At 70.3% G+C, this 12,944-nt stretch carries 14 protein-coding genes; 3 read left to right on the top strand and 11 right to left on the bottom strand.

All coding sequences use genetic code 11. The annotated features are described in order from the left end of the window. The first annotated feature begins 417 nt into the window (after positions 1-417). A complete protein-coding gene (locus J2851_RS32040; protein ID WP_281416121.1) occupies positions 418-1,818 on the top strand; it encodes an ammonium transporter in 1,401 nt (466 codons plus the stop codon). Between the two features lie 109 nt (positions 1,819-1,927). Here the strand turns inward: J2851_RS32040 and J2851_RS32035 are convergent, their stop codons facing one another. Together J2851_RS32035 and J2851_RS32030 are read right to left on the bottom strand one after the other, a co-directional pair. Further along, the gene (locus J2851_RS32035; RefSeq protein ID WP_307420782.1) at positions 1,928-2,377 is read right to left on the bottom strand and encodes a VOC family protein; all 450 of its coding nucleotides are present in this window, start codon (positions 2,375-2,377) and stop codon (positions 1,928-1,930) included. A gap of 5 nt (positions 2,378-2,382) precedes the next feature. Then, the gene (locus J2851_RS32030) at positions 2,383-2,787 is read right to left on the bottom strand and encodes a rhodanese-like domain-containing protein (RefSeq protein ID WP_209772025.1); all 405 of its coding nucleotides are present in this window, start codon (positions 2,785-2,787) and stop codon (positions 2,383-2,385) included. A 121-nt stretch (positions 2,788-2,908) separates the two neighbouring features. Between J2851_RS32030 and J2851_RS32025 the strand changes: the two genes are divergently transcribed. Continuing rightward, positions 2,909-3,355 carry a YkvA family protein gene (locus tag J2851_RS32025; RefSeq protein WP_246501080.1) on the top strand — a complete coding sequence of 149 codons (447 nt, stop codon included), beginning with the start codon at positions 2,909-2,911 and terminating at the stop codon, positions 3,353-3,355. Between the two features lie 7 nt (positions 3,356-3,362). Here the strand turns inward: J2851_RS32025 and J2851_RS32020 are convergent, their stop codons facing one another. After that, entirely contained in the window at positions 3,363-4,376 is a 1,014-nt protein-coding gene (locus tag J2851_RS32020; protein WP_307420783.1) for a DMT family transporter, read from the bottom strand. Positions 4,377-4,497: 121 nt separating this feature from the next. On the opposite strand from J2851_RS32020, the gene J2851_RS32015 reads away from it, so the two are divergent. Continuing rightward, positions 4,498-4,959 (top strand): hypothetical protein, encoded by a 462-nt coding sequence (locus tag J2851_RS32015; protein WP_209772023.1) that lies wholly within the window; start codon positions 4,498-4,500, stop codon positions 4,957-4,959. Positions 4,960-4,965: 6 nt separating this feature from the next. On the opposite strand, the gene J2851_RS32010 is transcribed toward J2851_RS32015, so the two are convergent. The 8 genes from J2851_RS32010 to J2851_RS31975 form a co-directional block, all read right to left on the bottom strand. Next, a complete protein-coding gene (locus J2851_RS32010) occupies positions 4,966-6,672 on the bottom strand; it encodes a sensor histidine kinase (protein ID WP_209772021.1) in 1,707 nt (568 codons plus the stop codon). Between the two features lie 178 nt (positions 6,673-6,850). Beyond that, positions 6,851-8,257, bottom strand: a complete 1,407-nt coding sequence (gene ccmI, locus J2851_RS32005) for a c-type cytochrome biogenesis protein CcmI (protein WP_209772019.1) — start codon at positions 8,255-8,257, stop codon at positions 6,851-6,853. Further along, positions 8,257-8,757, bottom strand: coding sequence for a cytochrome c-type biogenesis protein (locus J2851_RS32000; protein WP_209772017.1), 501 nt, complete (start codon positions 8,755-8,757; stop codon positions 8,257-8,259). Before J2851_RS32000 ends, ccmI begins: the two co-directional genes overlap by 1 nt. Positions 8,758-8,768: 11 nt before the next feature. Beyond that, on the bottom strand, positions 8,769-9,305 hold the full coding sequence (locus tag J2851_RS31995; protein WP_209772014.1) for a DsbE family thiol:disulfide interchange protein: 537 nt from the start codon (positions 9,303-9,305) through the stop codon (positions 8,769-8,771). A 12-nt stretch (positions 9,306-9,317) separates the two neighbouring features. Further along, positions 9,318-11,309 (bottom strand): heme lyase CcmF/NrfE family subunit, encoded by a 1,992-nt coding sequence (locus J2851_RS31990; protein ID WP_209772012.1) that lies wholly within the window; start codon positions 11,307-11,309, stop codon positions 9,318-9,320. 25 nt (positions 11,310-11,334) lie between these two features. After that, entirely contained in the window at positions 11,335-11,790 is a 456-nt protein-coding gene (gene ccmE / locus J2851_RS31985) for a cytochrome c maturation protein CcmE (protein ID WP_209772010.1), read from the bottom strand. Next, entirely contained in the window at positions 11,787-12,017 is a 231-nt protein-coding gene (gene ccmD, locus J2851_RS31980) for a heme exporter protein CcmD (protein WP_209772008.1), read from the bottom strand. Before ccmD ends, ccmE begins: the two co-directional genes overlap by 4 nt. Before the next feature lie 24 nt (positions 12,018-12,041). Beyond that, positions 12,042-12,761 carry a heme ABC transporter permease gene (locus J2851_RS31975; RefSeq protein WP_209772006.1) on the bottom strand — a complete coding sequence of 240 codons (720 nt, stop codon included), beginning with the start codon at positions 12,759-12,761 and terminating at the stop codon, positions 12,042-12,044. Positions 12,762-12,944 lie beyond the last annotated feature (183 nt).

The raw sequence follows: 12,944 nt of genomic DNA, 5'->3' as shown, positions 1-12,944 counted from the left end.
CCAATAGGCCGAGGGGGTGGGGAAGGAAATAGGCCGACCGCCTGAGCCAAAGGGCGGCCCATGTGCAGGAAAGTGACGCACTCTTCTGCCTAAAAAATAGTCAAAAGCCCATGATGCCGGCCGAAGCCGGGTGAAGATGGGGCGTTCCCTCTCCCCATAACACGCGAATCCGAAGAACGTCCGCCCGCGCGGGCAAGGCGAGGAGATGATCAAAAAATGTGCAGAGGCGGGCCGCGACTCGGGGTATGAGGTGATTCGTGGTCAGTCCTATGACCGCAACCCTGCCGATTCCTAGCCCTTTCGAGTTGGCACGCTTCTTGTAATTGATCGGCCGTCCTTGGCCCCCTCCCGCCGCCCCGTCTTTGACCCGGGGACGGGGCGAACCGGGCCGATGCTACGAATACATGAGGAGCCTCGATGAGCCGTCTCTTCCTTCTCGCCGCGCCGACGATGGCGGCACTTCTGGGCTTGGCCGGTCTGCCCGAAGCCGCCCTTGCCCAGGATGCAGCTGCGGCCGCGGCCCCGGCCGGGCCGACCCTGAACAACGGCGACACGGCGTGGATGCTGGTCTCCACCGCGCTGGTCCTGATGATGACGATCCCGGGCCTGGCCCTGTTCTACGGCGGCATGGTCCGCAAGATGAACGTGCTGGCCACGGTGATGCAGAGCTTTGCGATCACCTGCCTGATCAGCGTCCTGTGGTACGTCATCGGCTACAGCCTGGCCTTCACCGGCGAGGGCGCCTACATCGGCGGCCTGGACCGCCTGTTCCTGAACGGCCTGGACTTCACGAAGGCCTTCACCCTGGGTGAGAGCACCTCGGCCGGCGTCCCGACGACGATCCCCGAGCCGGTCTTCATGATGTTCCAGATGACCTTCGCGATCATCACCCCGGCGCTGATCACCGGCGCCTTCGCGGACCGCATGAAGTTCTCCTCGCTGCTGGTCTTCACGGCCCTGTGGTCGCTGGTCGTCTACGCGCCGATCGCCCACTGGGTCTGGTACCCGACGGGCTTCCTGTTCGGCCTGGGCGTACTGGACTTCGCCGGCGGCACGGTCGTGCACATCAACGCGGGCGTCGCCGGCCTGGTCGCCGCGCTGGTCATCGGCAAGCGCAAGGGCTACCCGAACGAGAACTTCATGCCGCACAACCTGGTGCTGTCGCTGATCGGCGCCTCGCTGCTGTGGGTGGGCTGGTTCGGCTTCAACGCCGGCTCGGCGCTGACCGCCGGCCCGCGCGCCGGCATGGCCATGGCCGCCACGCACATCGCCACCGCCGGTGCGGCGCTGGGCTGGATGTTCGCGGAGTGGGCCGCCAAGGGCAAGCCGTCGGTCCTGGGCATCATCTCGGGCGCGGTCGCCGGCCTCGTGGCCGTCACCCCGGCCGCCGGCTTCGTCGACCCGACGGGCGCCATCGTCATCGGCATCGTCGCCGGCGTGATCTGCTTCTGGTCGGCCACCAGCCTGAAGCGCGCGCTGGGCTATGACGACAGCCTGGACGCCTTCGGCGTGCACGGCGTCGGCGGCCTGGTCGGCGCGATCCTGACCGGCGTGTTCGCCAAGATGTCGGTGTCGAACAGCGAAGGCGCCTTCGCCGCCGTCCTGAAGGACAGCCCGAACGCCACGCTGGGCCTGCTGGAAGGCAACGCCTCGGCCGTGTGGATCCAGATCCAGGGCGTGGCCTGGACCATCGGCTGGTGCGCCATCGCCACCTTCGTCCTGCTGAAGGTCATCGACGTGGTGATGGGCCTGCGTGTGGACGAGGACGTCGAGCGCGACGGCCTGGACCTCTCCCTGCACGGCGAGACGATCCACTGATCCCCGGCCACTAAGCACTCGTTTCTTTGCAGCCTGGTTGTTTCCTCCAAGACTTTCCGCCGCCGGGGCGTCCCGGCGGCGGATTTTCTTTTTGGGGCGTTGCGCGATTTCAGCCCGGCAGCCGCAAGCTCCCGTCCGCGGCCAGCGGGAAGTGCGGGTTCCAGCAGACCTCCCAAGGATGGCCGTCGGGGTCGGCGAAATAGCCGCTGTAGCCGCCCCAGAACACCTCCTGCGCCGGCTTCAGGATGCGGGCGCCGGCGTGCGCCGCCCGGGCCATCAGCGCGTCCACCTCTTCGCGGCTGCGCAGGTTGTGGGCCAGCGTGATGCCGCCGAAGCCGGAGGTCGGGCCGGCCTCCGCCAGGTGTGCGTCCTCGGCGAGCGCCTCCCGGCCGTAGAGGGCGAGCGCCATGCCGCCCAGCTGGTAGAAGGTGATCGCCTCCTGGCTGGCGGGCGACGGCGTCCAGCCCAGCCCCGCCTCGTAGAAGCGGCGGCTGCGCGCGAGGTCGGCGACGCCCAGCGTGATCAGGCTGATGCGCTGTTCCATAGGATGGGGTTCCATCACTCTTAGTCCCCCTTCTTCTCCACGGTCGCGACCGGCAGGCCGGCCTCCTTCCAGGCCTTGAAGCCGCCTTCCAGGTGGCAGACGTTCTCCAGCCCCATCCCCTGCACCGTGTCGGTGGCGAGCGCGGAGCGCCAGCCGCTGGCGCAGTAGAAGACGAAGCGCTTGCCCGACGCGAAGATCGGCTTGTGGTAGGGGCTTTCCGGGTCGACCCAGAACTCCAGCATGCCGCGGGTCGCCGGGAAGGCGTCGGGGATCATGCCGTCGCGGGCCAGTTCGCGCGGGTCGCGGATGTCCACGAAGACCACGTCGGGATCGCCGTGCAGGGCCAGCGCCTCCTGCGGGGTGATGGCCTGGATGCGGCTGTTGGCTTCGGCCAGAAGGTCCTTGTAGCCCTTTTTCATCGTCATGGCGCTGTTCCTCCTCCGTTTTTTCCATGATCCCCGCGGGACCGCAGGCGTGGCTGCCGCGTTCATGGTCCACGCATCTGTGTAACAGAGCGCCGAGCCCGCCGGAACACGAGCCCGGGGGATGCGGCGTTCGGGCCTGGGGGACGCCATGCAGACCGCCGGCGACAGGACGGGGACGGGGCGAGCGCTTCCGGCGGTGATCGACCGCTTTCGCGCGGAGCGCGACGAGCGCTACGTCCGCCGCGGCCTCTGGAACAAGCTGCGCGCCAACCTGCACCGCGTGCCGGTCCTGGACCAGGCGCTGGCTGCCTATTTCTGCGCCACGGACCCGGTGACGCCCTTCCGGGCCAAGGCGATGCTGATGGGGGCGCTGGCCTATTTCATCCTGCCGTCCGACACGGTGCCGGACTGGATGGTCGCGATCGGCTTCGCCGACGACGCCGCCGTCCTGGCGGCGGCGATCCAGGCCGTGCGCAGCAGCATGAAGCCCGAACACCAGGAGCGCGCCCGCACCGTCCTGGAGACGGAGCGGCGCCGGCACACACCCACCCGGCACACACCCACGTGAGCGTTCTTCAGGGCAGGGGGCGGGACCCGGCCGCGGAAGGGGGAAGCGGGGCCTGCGCCTCGTCCCGGACGTCCGCGTCGCGAATCTTCCGGGCGCGGCTCTGGAGCGCGTCGCGGTGCGCCGTGTAGAGCGCCGACCCCGCGATCACGGCGGCTCCGGCCCAGCCCCAGGCGTCCATCACCTCGCCGAACAGCAGCCAGGCGAGCACCGCCGTGAAGGGCAGGCGGATGTAGTCGTAGGGCATCATGGCCGACGCCGGGGCCATGCTGAAGGCGCGGGTCATGGCGAGCTGCGCCAGCGTCATGACCGCGCTCAGCACGGCCAGCCAGCCCAGCGCCGTCCAGCTGGGCCATGTCCAGACGAACAGGGCCGGAACCAGGGCCATGGGCGTGAGGAACAGCCCCATGTAGGCGACCACGACCAGCACGCTGTCCTTCATCGCCAGCGCGCGCACCTGCAGGGTGGTGGCCGCCGCGGCGACGCAGTGGAGCAGCAGGACGAAGGTCACCGGGCTGACGCTTCCCGCACCCGGCCGGATGATGACCAGCACCCCGGCGAAGCCGACCGCGACGGCCGTCCAGCGGCGCAGGCGCACCCGCTCTCCCAGGAACAAGGCGCCGCCGATGGTGACGAACAACGGCACCGTGAAGGCCAGCGCGGTGGCCTCCGGCAACGGCATGTGGGCCACGCTGTAGAACCACGCCAGCATCGCCAGAAGGCTGGTCAGCGAGCGCGAGGCGTACAGCCGCGACCGGCCGGTGCGCAGGCTGCCGAAACCCGACGCCGCCAGCCAGGGCAGCACGAACAGCACGCTGAACAGGTTGCGGAAGAACACGACCTCGAACGCGTGCATGTCCACGGTCACGTGCCGGACCAGGGTGTTCCCCACCGCCACGAGCAGCGCGCAGACCAGCATCCAGCCGACGGCGGCGAGGGGGTGGCCGAGTGCTGGTTGGCCGGGTGCTGGTTGGCCGGGTGCTGGTCGGTCGGGTGCTCGGGGCGTTGATGCGGTATCGGGCACGCGCGTCTCATCGGTGGGAGCAAGCCGAAGGCGCCCGGTCGCCCCCGCGTGGCGGGACTTGCCGGCCGTTACGCCCGGTTGCATCCTCCCTCCTGTCATGCCCTTACGCAAGCGTCATCCGATGACCGTCTCCGCCGTCCGCACCGTTGTCCTGCTGTTGGCGGTCGCCCCGGTAGCCGGCCCGCTGTCCATCCCCGCCGCCGGCGCTGCCGATCCCACGCGGACCTGGAGCGCGCCGACGCCCGCCGGCCCGCTGACCGCCGCCCTGGAAACCCGCGGCAAGGAGAGCGCCCTGGTCCTGACCCTGAAGCCGGAGGCCGGGGTGCGGGTCGTTCCGCCGGTGCTGCGCGTCGACGTGCCGGCCCTGCTGCGCGCGCGGGTGGCCGGGCGCTTTCCCGCCGCGATCCGGTCGGAGAGGGAGGATGGGCCGCTGCGCGCGGTCCTGCCGCTGAAAGGGCCGGTGCGCTTCGCCGACCCCGACCGCAACGACGGGATGATGCGGGTGGAGTTCCGTTATTGCCGAAACGGCCCGGCCACCTGCGCGGTGCAGCGGCTGGACATTCCCCTGCGCGCCGGGCCGTGAGTCCGCTCAGGAAGCGACCAGGACGAGAGGCATGTCCAGCCGGTAGCTGGTGCCGGGCCGGCGCGGCTCCACCGACAGGGTGGCGTCGAGCTGGTTGGTCAGGGCGTGGACCAGCCGCATGCCCAGGCTGCGGCTGCGCCGCCAGTCGAACCCGTCCGGCAGGCCGACGCCCTCGTCCTCGATGGTCAGGCGCACGGAGTCGCCGGCGTGGCGAAGGCTGACCGCGATGGACTTGGATCCCAACCCGGGCCCTTCACCGGGATAGGCGTGCTTGACCGCGTTCATCAGCAGCTCGTTGGCGATCAGGCCCAGCGGCACTGCCTGGTCGCTCGGCACCTCCACCGGCTCGACCGTCAGGGTCAGCCGCCAGCCGTCGCTCTCGGCGAGCGCGGAGCGTTCCAGGTCGCGGCACAGGGCGGTCAGATACTCGTGGAAGGGCACGAGCTGGATGTCGTCGACCTTGTAGAGCAGCTGGTGGATGTCGCTGACCGCGTGGACGCGGCGGCCGGCCTCGTGCAGGCTCTCGCGGGTTTCCGGGTTGCCGGTGCTCTGGCCCTGCAGCGACAGCAGGCTGGAGACCACCTGCAGGCTGTTCTTGATGCGGTGGTTGGCCTCCCGCATCAGCAGGTCCTTCTGGGCCAGCACCGCGTCGCGCTGGGCGAGCGCCGTCTCCAGCGAGGCGGTGCGCTCCTGCACGCGGGCCTCCAGCCGCTCCTGGACCAGGCGGGCGGCGTGGGCCTGGCGGAAGCCGAAGGCGGACAGGACCAGCAGAGCCGCGGCGGCCAGGGCGGCCATCCCGGCGTAGGGGGCCAGCGCCGCGCGCCAGTCCGCCAGGACCGGCTCCAGCCCGATGCGCACGGCGACATGGACCGGCCAGTTCTCCACCCGCCGGTGGGCGACGATGCCGCCGTCGCCGGTCGCGACGGCCATGGCGGGGTGGGCCGTCACCGAGCGCCTGACGAAGTCCGGCACCGGGGCCGGCGCCTGCGGGTTCCCATCCGGGTGATGGACCAGGACGGCAAGGTCGTCGGCCCGGAACAGCAGGATCGACGGATCGCTGGGCAGGTCGAGGTTGCGGTAGAACTCCTCGAAATAGGCGGGATCCACCGTCACCGAGGCGATCCCGCGGAAGGACCCGTCGCGTTTGCCCAGGCGCCGGCTGACCAGGAAGGTCGGCTTCCGCGTCACGCGGCCGACGATCAGCTCGCTGATGTAGGGGCGGTCGGGCCCGGACAGGTGCGCGAGGAAGGAGTCGCGGTCGCTCGCGTCGGATGGCGGCGTGGGAAAGCCGATGGTGCTGAGCCGCAGGCGTCCGGTCTCGTCGTTCAGCCAGACAGCGTTCAGGAAGGGCAGGTGCTCCACCTCCGCGCGCAGGCTGCCCCATATGTCGTTCGACGCTTCGATCTCGTTCCAGCCCATGTCCCGGATGCGCTGCGCGGTGTGCTCCACCAGCAGGTCGGAGGCGTCGAACAGGCGGGCGGTGTGCTCCGCCAGGACGTGGGCCGCCGACTCCGCGCGTTCCGTCGCTTCCTGAATGGCGCGCTGGCGCGACTCGTAGGCCACCACGGCCATGACCGCCAGCAGGAACACCAGCCCGGCCGCCGCCAGCCATCCGATGGCCGCCTCCAGCCGCGGGCGGTGAAGCGGCGGGGTGGCCGCCGCGGGCGATGCGTCGGCCGGGCCGTTGTCTTCTGGCCCATTATCTTTTGGCATGGGGGTGGGAAAACCGGATCGTGGGACCACACGCCAATTTAGCGTGCATCGGAAGGCGGGGGACCCGGCCTTTGGTTCGCATACGAATGGCCTAGATCCCCAAAGCGCCTCCGTTCCTTACGACCCCCGCGAACGGACCCGGCGTGACCTTTTGCGGCGAGGCCGCCGCCGGCCGGGATCACCCCCCGGCCTTCAGCGACTCCAACCGGGCGCGGATCAGCGCGTATTCCGGGTCGTTCGGCTGGAACTGCGCCAGAAGGCGGGTCCACAGGTCCGACGCCTCGGCGGTCCGGCCGGTGTCGGCGGCGTCGAGGCCCAGCAGCCAGAGCGCGTCGCGGTTCGTCGGCTCCACGGTCAGCGCCTGGCGGAGTGCCGTCACCGCCTCGGCCGGCATGGGGCCGGGCTTGTCGGTCGGGGGCTCCAGGGACAGCAGCGCGCCGGCGTAGGCGACCAGCACGTCGGGGCGGTCCGGCGCCTGCTCCTTGGCCTTGCGCGCTGCTTCCGCGGCCTTGTCGCGCTCGCCCAGCACGTTGTAGGAGCGGGCGAGCTTCAGCCAGCCGTCGACGTCGGCGGGGTTGGCCTCCAGCTTCGCGGCGAGGTTGGCGACCATGCCGCGGATCATCTGATCGCGGTCCTCCGGCGAGCCGGCCTGATCCTGGCCCTGGCCCGGATTCTGGTTCTGGGCGGCCGGCGGCTGTTCCGGCGGCAGGGTCTTGGGCGTGACGGCCGCGGGGTCGAGCCCAAGCTCCTTGGCGGCCTGCTGGATTTGGCCTTGCACCACCGGCACCCAGGGGGCGTCGGCGGGCGAGTCGCCCAGCAGGGCGGCCCAGCGCTCCAGCGCGCCCTTGACGTCGCCGGCCTGACGGCGGGCCAGCGCCAGATAGAAGCGGGCGCGCGGTTCCTTCGCGTCCTTGGTCAGGATCGTTTCGAAGGCGGTGCGCGCCTCCTCCGTCACCGTGCCGCCGGCGGCGCTGATCAGCACCTCGCCGTAGGTGCCGAGGATGTCCGGGTCGCCCTTGGACAGGGTGGCCGCCTTGCGCAGGGCGTCCGCCGCCTCCTGGACGCGGCCCATCTTGGCGTAGGCCTGGCCGAGGATGGACCAGCCCTGCGCGTCGTCGGGGTTCTGGTCCAGCTGCGCCTTCAGCTTCTCCAGCGCGGCCAGCACGTTCTTGGGCGGGGCGCCGCGCTCCTGGTTCAGGTCGCGGGAGGCCAGCGGCTGAGCCGGCAGCTCCGGCCGGCCGAGCTTGCCGTAGACGGCCAGCGCGCCGAGCGGCAGGGCCAGCACCAGCAGGCCGGCCAGGACTTTGCCACTGCGCGGAGCGGCGGCGGGTTGGGATGTGCTGCCTTTATGGTCGGCGATGGCGAGCATGCGGCGGCCGATCTCCGCCTTGGCGGCGGCGGCCTGGGTCTCGCTGATCAGGCCGCGGGCTTGGTCGCGCTCCAGCTCCGCCAATTGGTCGCGGTAGACCTCCAGGTCGAAGTCGGCGCGGGCGTCCGGGCCGGTGGCCTGGCTCTTCAGCAGGGGCGGCACGATCAGCATCACCACGGCCGCCGTCATCACGGCGGCGACGATCCAGAACAGCATCAGGCGTCTTCCTTCCGGTCTTCCTTCCGGAGTAGGGCGTCCAGACGCTGGCGCTCGTCCTCGGTCAGGGGGGCGGTGTCGCCGCCGGCGGCGACGGCGGCGCTCTTGCGGCCGCGCAGGTACAGGAACGTGCCGATGGCGCCGATCGCCAGGATGACGAAGGGGCCGACCCACAGGACCAGCGTCGTCGCCTTGAAGGGCGGGCGCAGCAGCACGTAGTCGCCGTAGCGGTCGGTGACGTAATGGACGACCTGCTGGTCGCTGTCGCCGGCCTTCAGCCGCTCCCGCACCAGGATGCGCAGGTCGCGGGCGAGCGGGGCGTTGGAGTCATCGATCGATTGGTTCTGGCAGACGAGGCAGCGCAGATCCTTGCTGATCTCGCGCGCGCGGCCCTCCATCGCCGGGTCGGGCAGCACCTCGTCGGGCTGGACGGCCCAAGCGATGGAGGCGGCGGTCAGCGGCGTGATGGCGAGGAGGGCGGCGAGGAGGATGGCTTTCACGTGGAGGGCTTTCACGACGCGGCCCTCAGATGCTTGACCATGGGCAGGATCTGCTCGTCCACCACCTGCGGGGTCAGGGGGCCGACCTGCTTGAAGCGGATGCGCCCCTGGCGGTCGATCAGGTAGGTCTCCGGCACACCGTAGACGCCCCAGTCGATGGACACGCGGCCGTCCAGGTCGGCGCCGATGCTGGCGTAGGGGTCGCCGTTGCGCTTCAGCCAGTCCAGCGCGTCCCCGGTCTTGTCCTTGTAGTTGATGCCGCGGACGGTCACCCCCAGTTCCTTCGACAGGCGGGTGATCACCGGGTGCTCCGCCTTGCAGGGGATGCACCAGGAGGCGAAGACGTTCACCAGCGTGACGTCGCCCTTCAGCATCGCCGACGACACGCCCTCCTTGTGGCCGGGCAGCGGCGGCAGGGTGAAGTCCGGGGCCGGCTTGTCGATCAATGCTGAGGGGATGTCGCGCGGGTCGCGCTCGAAGCCCAGGAGGAAGGCCACGCCGACGCCGACGAACAGCAGCAGCGGCAACAGGAAGATCAGGCGGCGCATCGGACGGGACCCTTACTCGGCAGGCTGCAACGTGGGCTTGGCGGCGCGGCGGCGCTCCGGCGCGCCGACGCGGAAGCGGCGGTCGGACAGGCTGACCAGCCCGCCGGCCATCATCCCCAAGGCACCCAGCCAGATCCACGGCACCAGCGGGTGGTGGTAAAGCCGCACGATCCAGGCCGTGCCGTTCTGCGTCGGGTCGCCCAGCGCGATGTAGACGTCGCTGAACACCGTGGTGTGGATGGCCGACTCGGTCGTCGTCATCCGGGTGACCGGATAGCTGCGGCGCTGCGGCTTCAGGGTGGCGATCAGCGCGCCGTCCTTGGTGACGGTGAACACGCCCTCCTCGGCGCGGAAGTTGGCGCCCTGCACCTCCGCCACGCTGTCGAAGCGGACGGAATAGGCGGCGAGCTGGGCGGTCTCGCCCGGCTTCATGGCCTGGATGACCTCCGTCTGCCAGGCCGAGGTGCCGGTCATGCCGAGGATGGAGATGCCCAGGCAGGCGTGCGCGATGGTCATGCCCCAGGCGCTGCGCGGCAGGTGCGCGGCGCGGGTCCAGCTGTCCTTCAGCGGCACGCGGAACAGGCGGATGCGCTCCGCGAACTCGGCGAGCGAGCCGAAGAAGGCCCAGGCGGCCAGCGCGATGCCGACCAGCGCCAGCAGCGGCCCGCCGCCGTTGGTGATGTAGGCGGCGATGGCGACGCAGACGACCACGGCGACGCCGGCCGACCACAGGCGGGTCAGCGCGCCGGGCAGGTCGCCGCGCTTCCAGGCCAGGAAGGGGCCGACGACCATGGCGATCACCATGGGGATGGCGACCGGCACGAAGGTGGCGTTGAAGAAGGGCGCGCCGACGGAGACCTTGCCCAGCTTCAGCACGTCCAGGAACAGCGGGTACAGCGTGCCGATGAAGACCGTCGCCGTCGCGGTGGACAGCAGCAGGTTGTTCAGCACCAGCGAGCCCTCGCGGCTGATCGGCGCGAACAGGCCGCCGGCCTTCAGGCTGGGCGCGCGCAGGCTGTAGAGCAGCAGCGAGCCGCCGGTGGCGATGCCCAGCAGCACCAGGATGAACACGCCGCGCGCCGGGTCCACCGCGAAGGCGTGCACCGACGTCAGGATGCCGGAGCGCACCAGGAAGGTGCCCATCAGCGACAGCGAGAAGGTGATGATCGCCAGCAGGATGGTCCAGGTCTTCAGCGCGTCGCGCTTCTCCACCACGATGGCGGAGTGCAGCAGCGCGGTGCCGGCCAGCCAGGGCATGAAGGAGGCGTTCTCCACCGGGTCCCAGTACCACCAGCCGCCCCAGCCCAGCTCGTAATAGGCCCACCAGGAGCCCAGCGCGATGCCGGCGGTCAGGGTCGACCAGGCAGCCAGTGTCCAGGGCCGCACCCAGCGCGCCCAGGCCGGGTCCACGCGCCCCTCGATCAGGGCGGCGACCGCGAAGGAGAAGGCGATGGAGAAGCCGACATAGCCCGCGTAGAGGAAGGGCGGGTGGAAGGCGAGGCCGGGGTCCTGGAGCAGCGGGTTCAGGTCGTTGCCGTCCAGCGGCGCCGGCACCACGCGGATGAAGGGGTTGGAGGTCGTCAGGATGAACAGCAGGAAGCCGATGCCGACCAGCCCCTGCACGGCCAGCACCCGCGCCTTCAGGGTGGGGGGCAGGTTGCGCCCGAAGACCGCCACGGCGGCGCCGAAGACCGTCAGCATGACGATCCACAGCATCATCGAGCCCTCGTGGTTCCCCCAGACGCCCGACACCTTGTAGAGCATCGGCTTGGCCGAGTGGCTGTTCTGGACGACGTTCATCACGCTGAAGTCGGACACCACATGCGCCCAGGTCAGCGCGCCGTAGGCGACCAGGACCAGCAGCATCTGCGCCACGGCGGCGGGGCGGGCGACGCCCATCCAGGCGGCGTTGCCGGTGGCGGCGCCCGCCAGGGGGACGCCGGACTGCACCAGCGCCACGAACAGCGCCAGCACCAGCGCGTAATGGCCGAGTTCGGGGATCACGGACCCGCTACTCCCTTTGAAAATGCTACGAGCTTGGCTTCAGCGTCTTGGTCGTGGCCTTGAAATGCTCGGCCTGCTTCAGCGCGTCCGCCACCTCCGGCGGCATGTAGTTCTCGTCGTGCTTGGCCAGCACCTCGCGCGCCTGGAAGACGCCGCCGGCCAGCCGGCCTTCCGCCACCACGCCCTGGCCCTCGCGGAACAGGTCCGGCAGCTGGCCGCGGTAGGTGACGGGGACGGAGTTCACCGTGTCGGTCACCACGAAGCGGGTGGTGACGCCGTCCGGCAGCTTCGTCACGCTGCCCTGCTCGACCAGCCCGCCCAGGCGGAAGTTGCGGTCGCCGACCTGCTGCGTCTGCAGCTGGGTGGGGCTGAAGAAGAAGACGATGTTGTCCTCGAAGGCGGTCAGGGTCAGGGCCGCCGCCGCACCCAGCCCGAGCAGGGCGAGGCCCAGCATGTAGAGGCGCCGTTTCTTGCGGGTCATCCTTCGCTCACCTCCGCCGCGGACGGGGCCGCGGCTTGCCCTTTGGAATCCTTGGGGCGAGGGCGCCGCCGCGCGGGGCGGCTGCCCTCCAGCGCCTTCAGCGTCGTCTCCGCCCCGCGCAGGCCCTTCAGCGTGGCGACGAGCAGCCCGACCATCACCAGCGCCGCCAGCCCGTAGGCCGGCCAGACATACGCGGCGTAGCCGCCCATCGCGAAAAACTCAGCCATCATCCGCTCCTCAGCCCTGTGCCCCTAACCTTGAGCCTCGGTCAGGCGCAGGGTCTGGATCTTGCGCTGCACGATCTCGGCCCGCAGGCGCAGCAGCACGACCGTGATGAAATAGGTGGTGAAGCCCAGCGCCATGACCGCCAGCGGGACCAGCATCGTGGGATCGATGGTCGGCCCGCCCATGCGGATGACGCTGGCCGGCTGGTGCAGCGTGTTCCACCATTCGACCGAGAACTTGATGATCGGCACGTTCACCACGCCGACCAGCAGCAGCACGTTGCCCGCGCGCATGCCGCGCTGCGGGTCGTCGAAGGCGTTCACCAGCGCCATGTAGCCCAGATAGAGGAAGAACAGGATCAGCACGCTGGTCAGCCGCGCGTCCCACACCCACCAGGTCCCCCACATCGGCGCGCCCCACAGCGAGCCGGTGACCAGGCAGATGAGGGTGAAGCCGGCGCCCACCGGGGCGGCGGCCTTGGCGAACAGGTCGGCCAGCGGGTGCTTCCACACCAGCCCGCAGGCGGCGGCGATGGCCATGTTGACGTAGACGAACAGGCTCATCCAGGCGGCCGGCACATGGATGTACATGATCCGCACCGTGTCGCCCTGCTGGTAGTCCGGCGGCGAGCCGAACAGCGAGACGTACAGCCCCACGATCAGCAGGATCACGGTCGCCCCGGCGCTCCACGGCAGGATCGCCGCCGACAGGCGCTGGAAGCGGGCAGGGTTGGCGAAACGGTGCATAGGTCCCATGACCTCTGGTCGTGCTGCGGACGATATAAGCGCACTGATGCCCCAGCGCGAGGGGATTCGCCTTGATCTTGGTCATCCCGCAAGCCCCCGCCGCAGGGCGATTTCGTGGTGGGCCATCATGCCCGGACGGCCTTCGGGCGCCTCGCGGAGACCGTATGACGCTTGAAGGCGACA

The organism is Azospirillum rugosum (genome assembly GCF_017876155.1).
In the GTDB taxonomy this organism is placed as follows: domain Bacteria; phylum Pseudomonadota; class Alphaproteobacteria; order Azospirillales; family Azospirillaceae; genus Azospirillum; species Azospirillum rugosum.
The sequence above is the reverse complement of the archived record's forward strand: the minus strand, read 5'-3'. Positions and strand labels throughout refer to the sequence as shown.

What these genes read in the sequence shown, in the direction of transcription:
- J2851_RS32030 (WP_209772025.1), bottom strand. Translation starts at nt 2,787, where the DNA reads ATGACGATGAAAAAGGGCTACAAGGACCTTCTGGCCGAAGCCAACAGC.
- J2851_RS31995 (WP_209772014.1), bottom strand. Translation starts at nt 9,305, where the DNA reads ATGCGCCGCCTGATCTTCCTGTTGCCGCTGCTGCTGTTCGTCGGCGTC.
- J2851_RS31975 (WP_209772006.1), bottom strand. Translation starts at nt 12,761, where the DNA reads ATGCACCGTTTCGCCAACCCTGCCCGCTTCCAGCGCCTGTCGGCGGCG.
- ccmE (WP_209772010.1), bottom strand. Translation starts at nt 11,790, where the DNA reads ATGACCCGCAAGAAACGGCGCCTCTACATGCTGGGCCTCGCCCTGCTC.
- J2851_RS32025 (WP_246501080.1), top strand. Translation starts at nt 2,909, where the DNA reads ATGCGGCGTTCGGGCCTGGGGGACGCCATGCAGACCGCCGGCGACAGG.
- J2851_RS32015 (WP_209772023.1), top strand. Translation starts at nt 4,498, where the DNA reads ATGACCGTCTCCGCCGTCCGCACCGTTGTCCTGCTGTTGGCGGTCGCC.
- J2851_RS32035 (WP_307420782.1), bottom strand. Translation starts at nt 2,377, where the DNA reads ATGGAACCCCATCCTATGGAACAGCGCATCAGCCTGATCACGCTGGGC.
- J2851_RS32040 (WP_281416121.1), top strand. Translation starts at nt 418, where the DNA reads ATGAGCCGTCTCTTCCTTCTCGCCGCGCCGACGATGGCGGCACTTCTG.
- J2851_RS32010 (WP_209772021.1), bottom strand. Translation starts at nt 6,672, where the DNA reads ATGCCAAAAGATAATGGGCCAGAAGACAACGGCCCGGCCGACGCATCG.
- ccmI (WP_209772019.1), bottom strand. Translation starts at nt 8,257, where the DNA reads ATGCTGTTCTGGATCGTCGCCGCCGTGATGACGGCGGCCGTGGTGATG.
- ccmD (WP_209772008.1), bottom strand. Translation starts at nt 12,017, where the DNA reads ATGGCTGAGTTTTTCGCGATGGGCGGCTACGCCGCGTATGTCTGGCCG.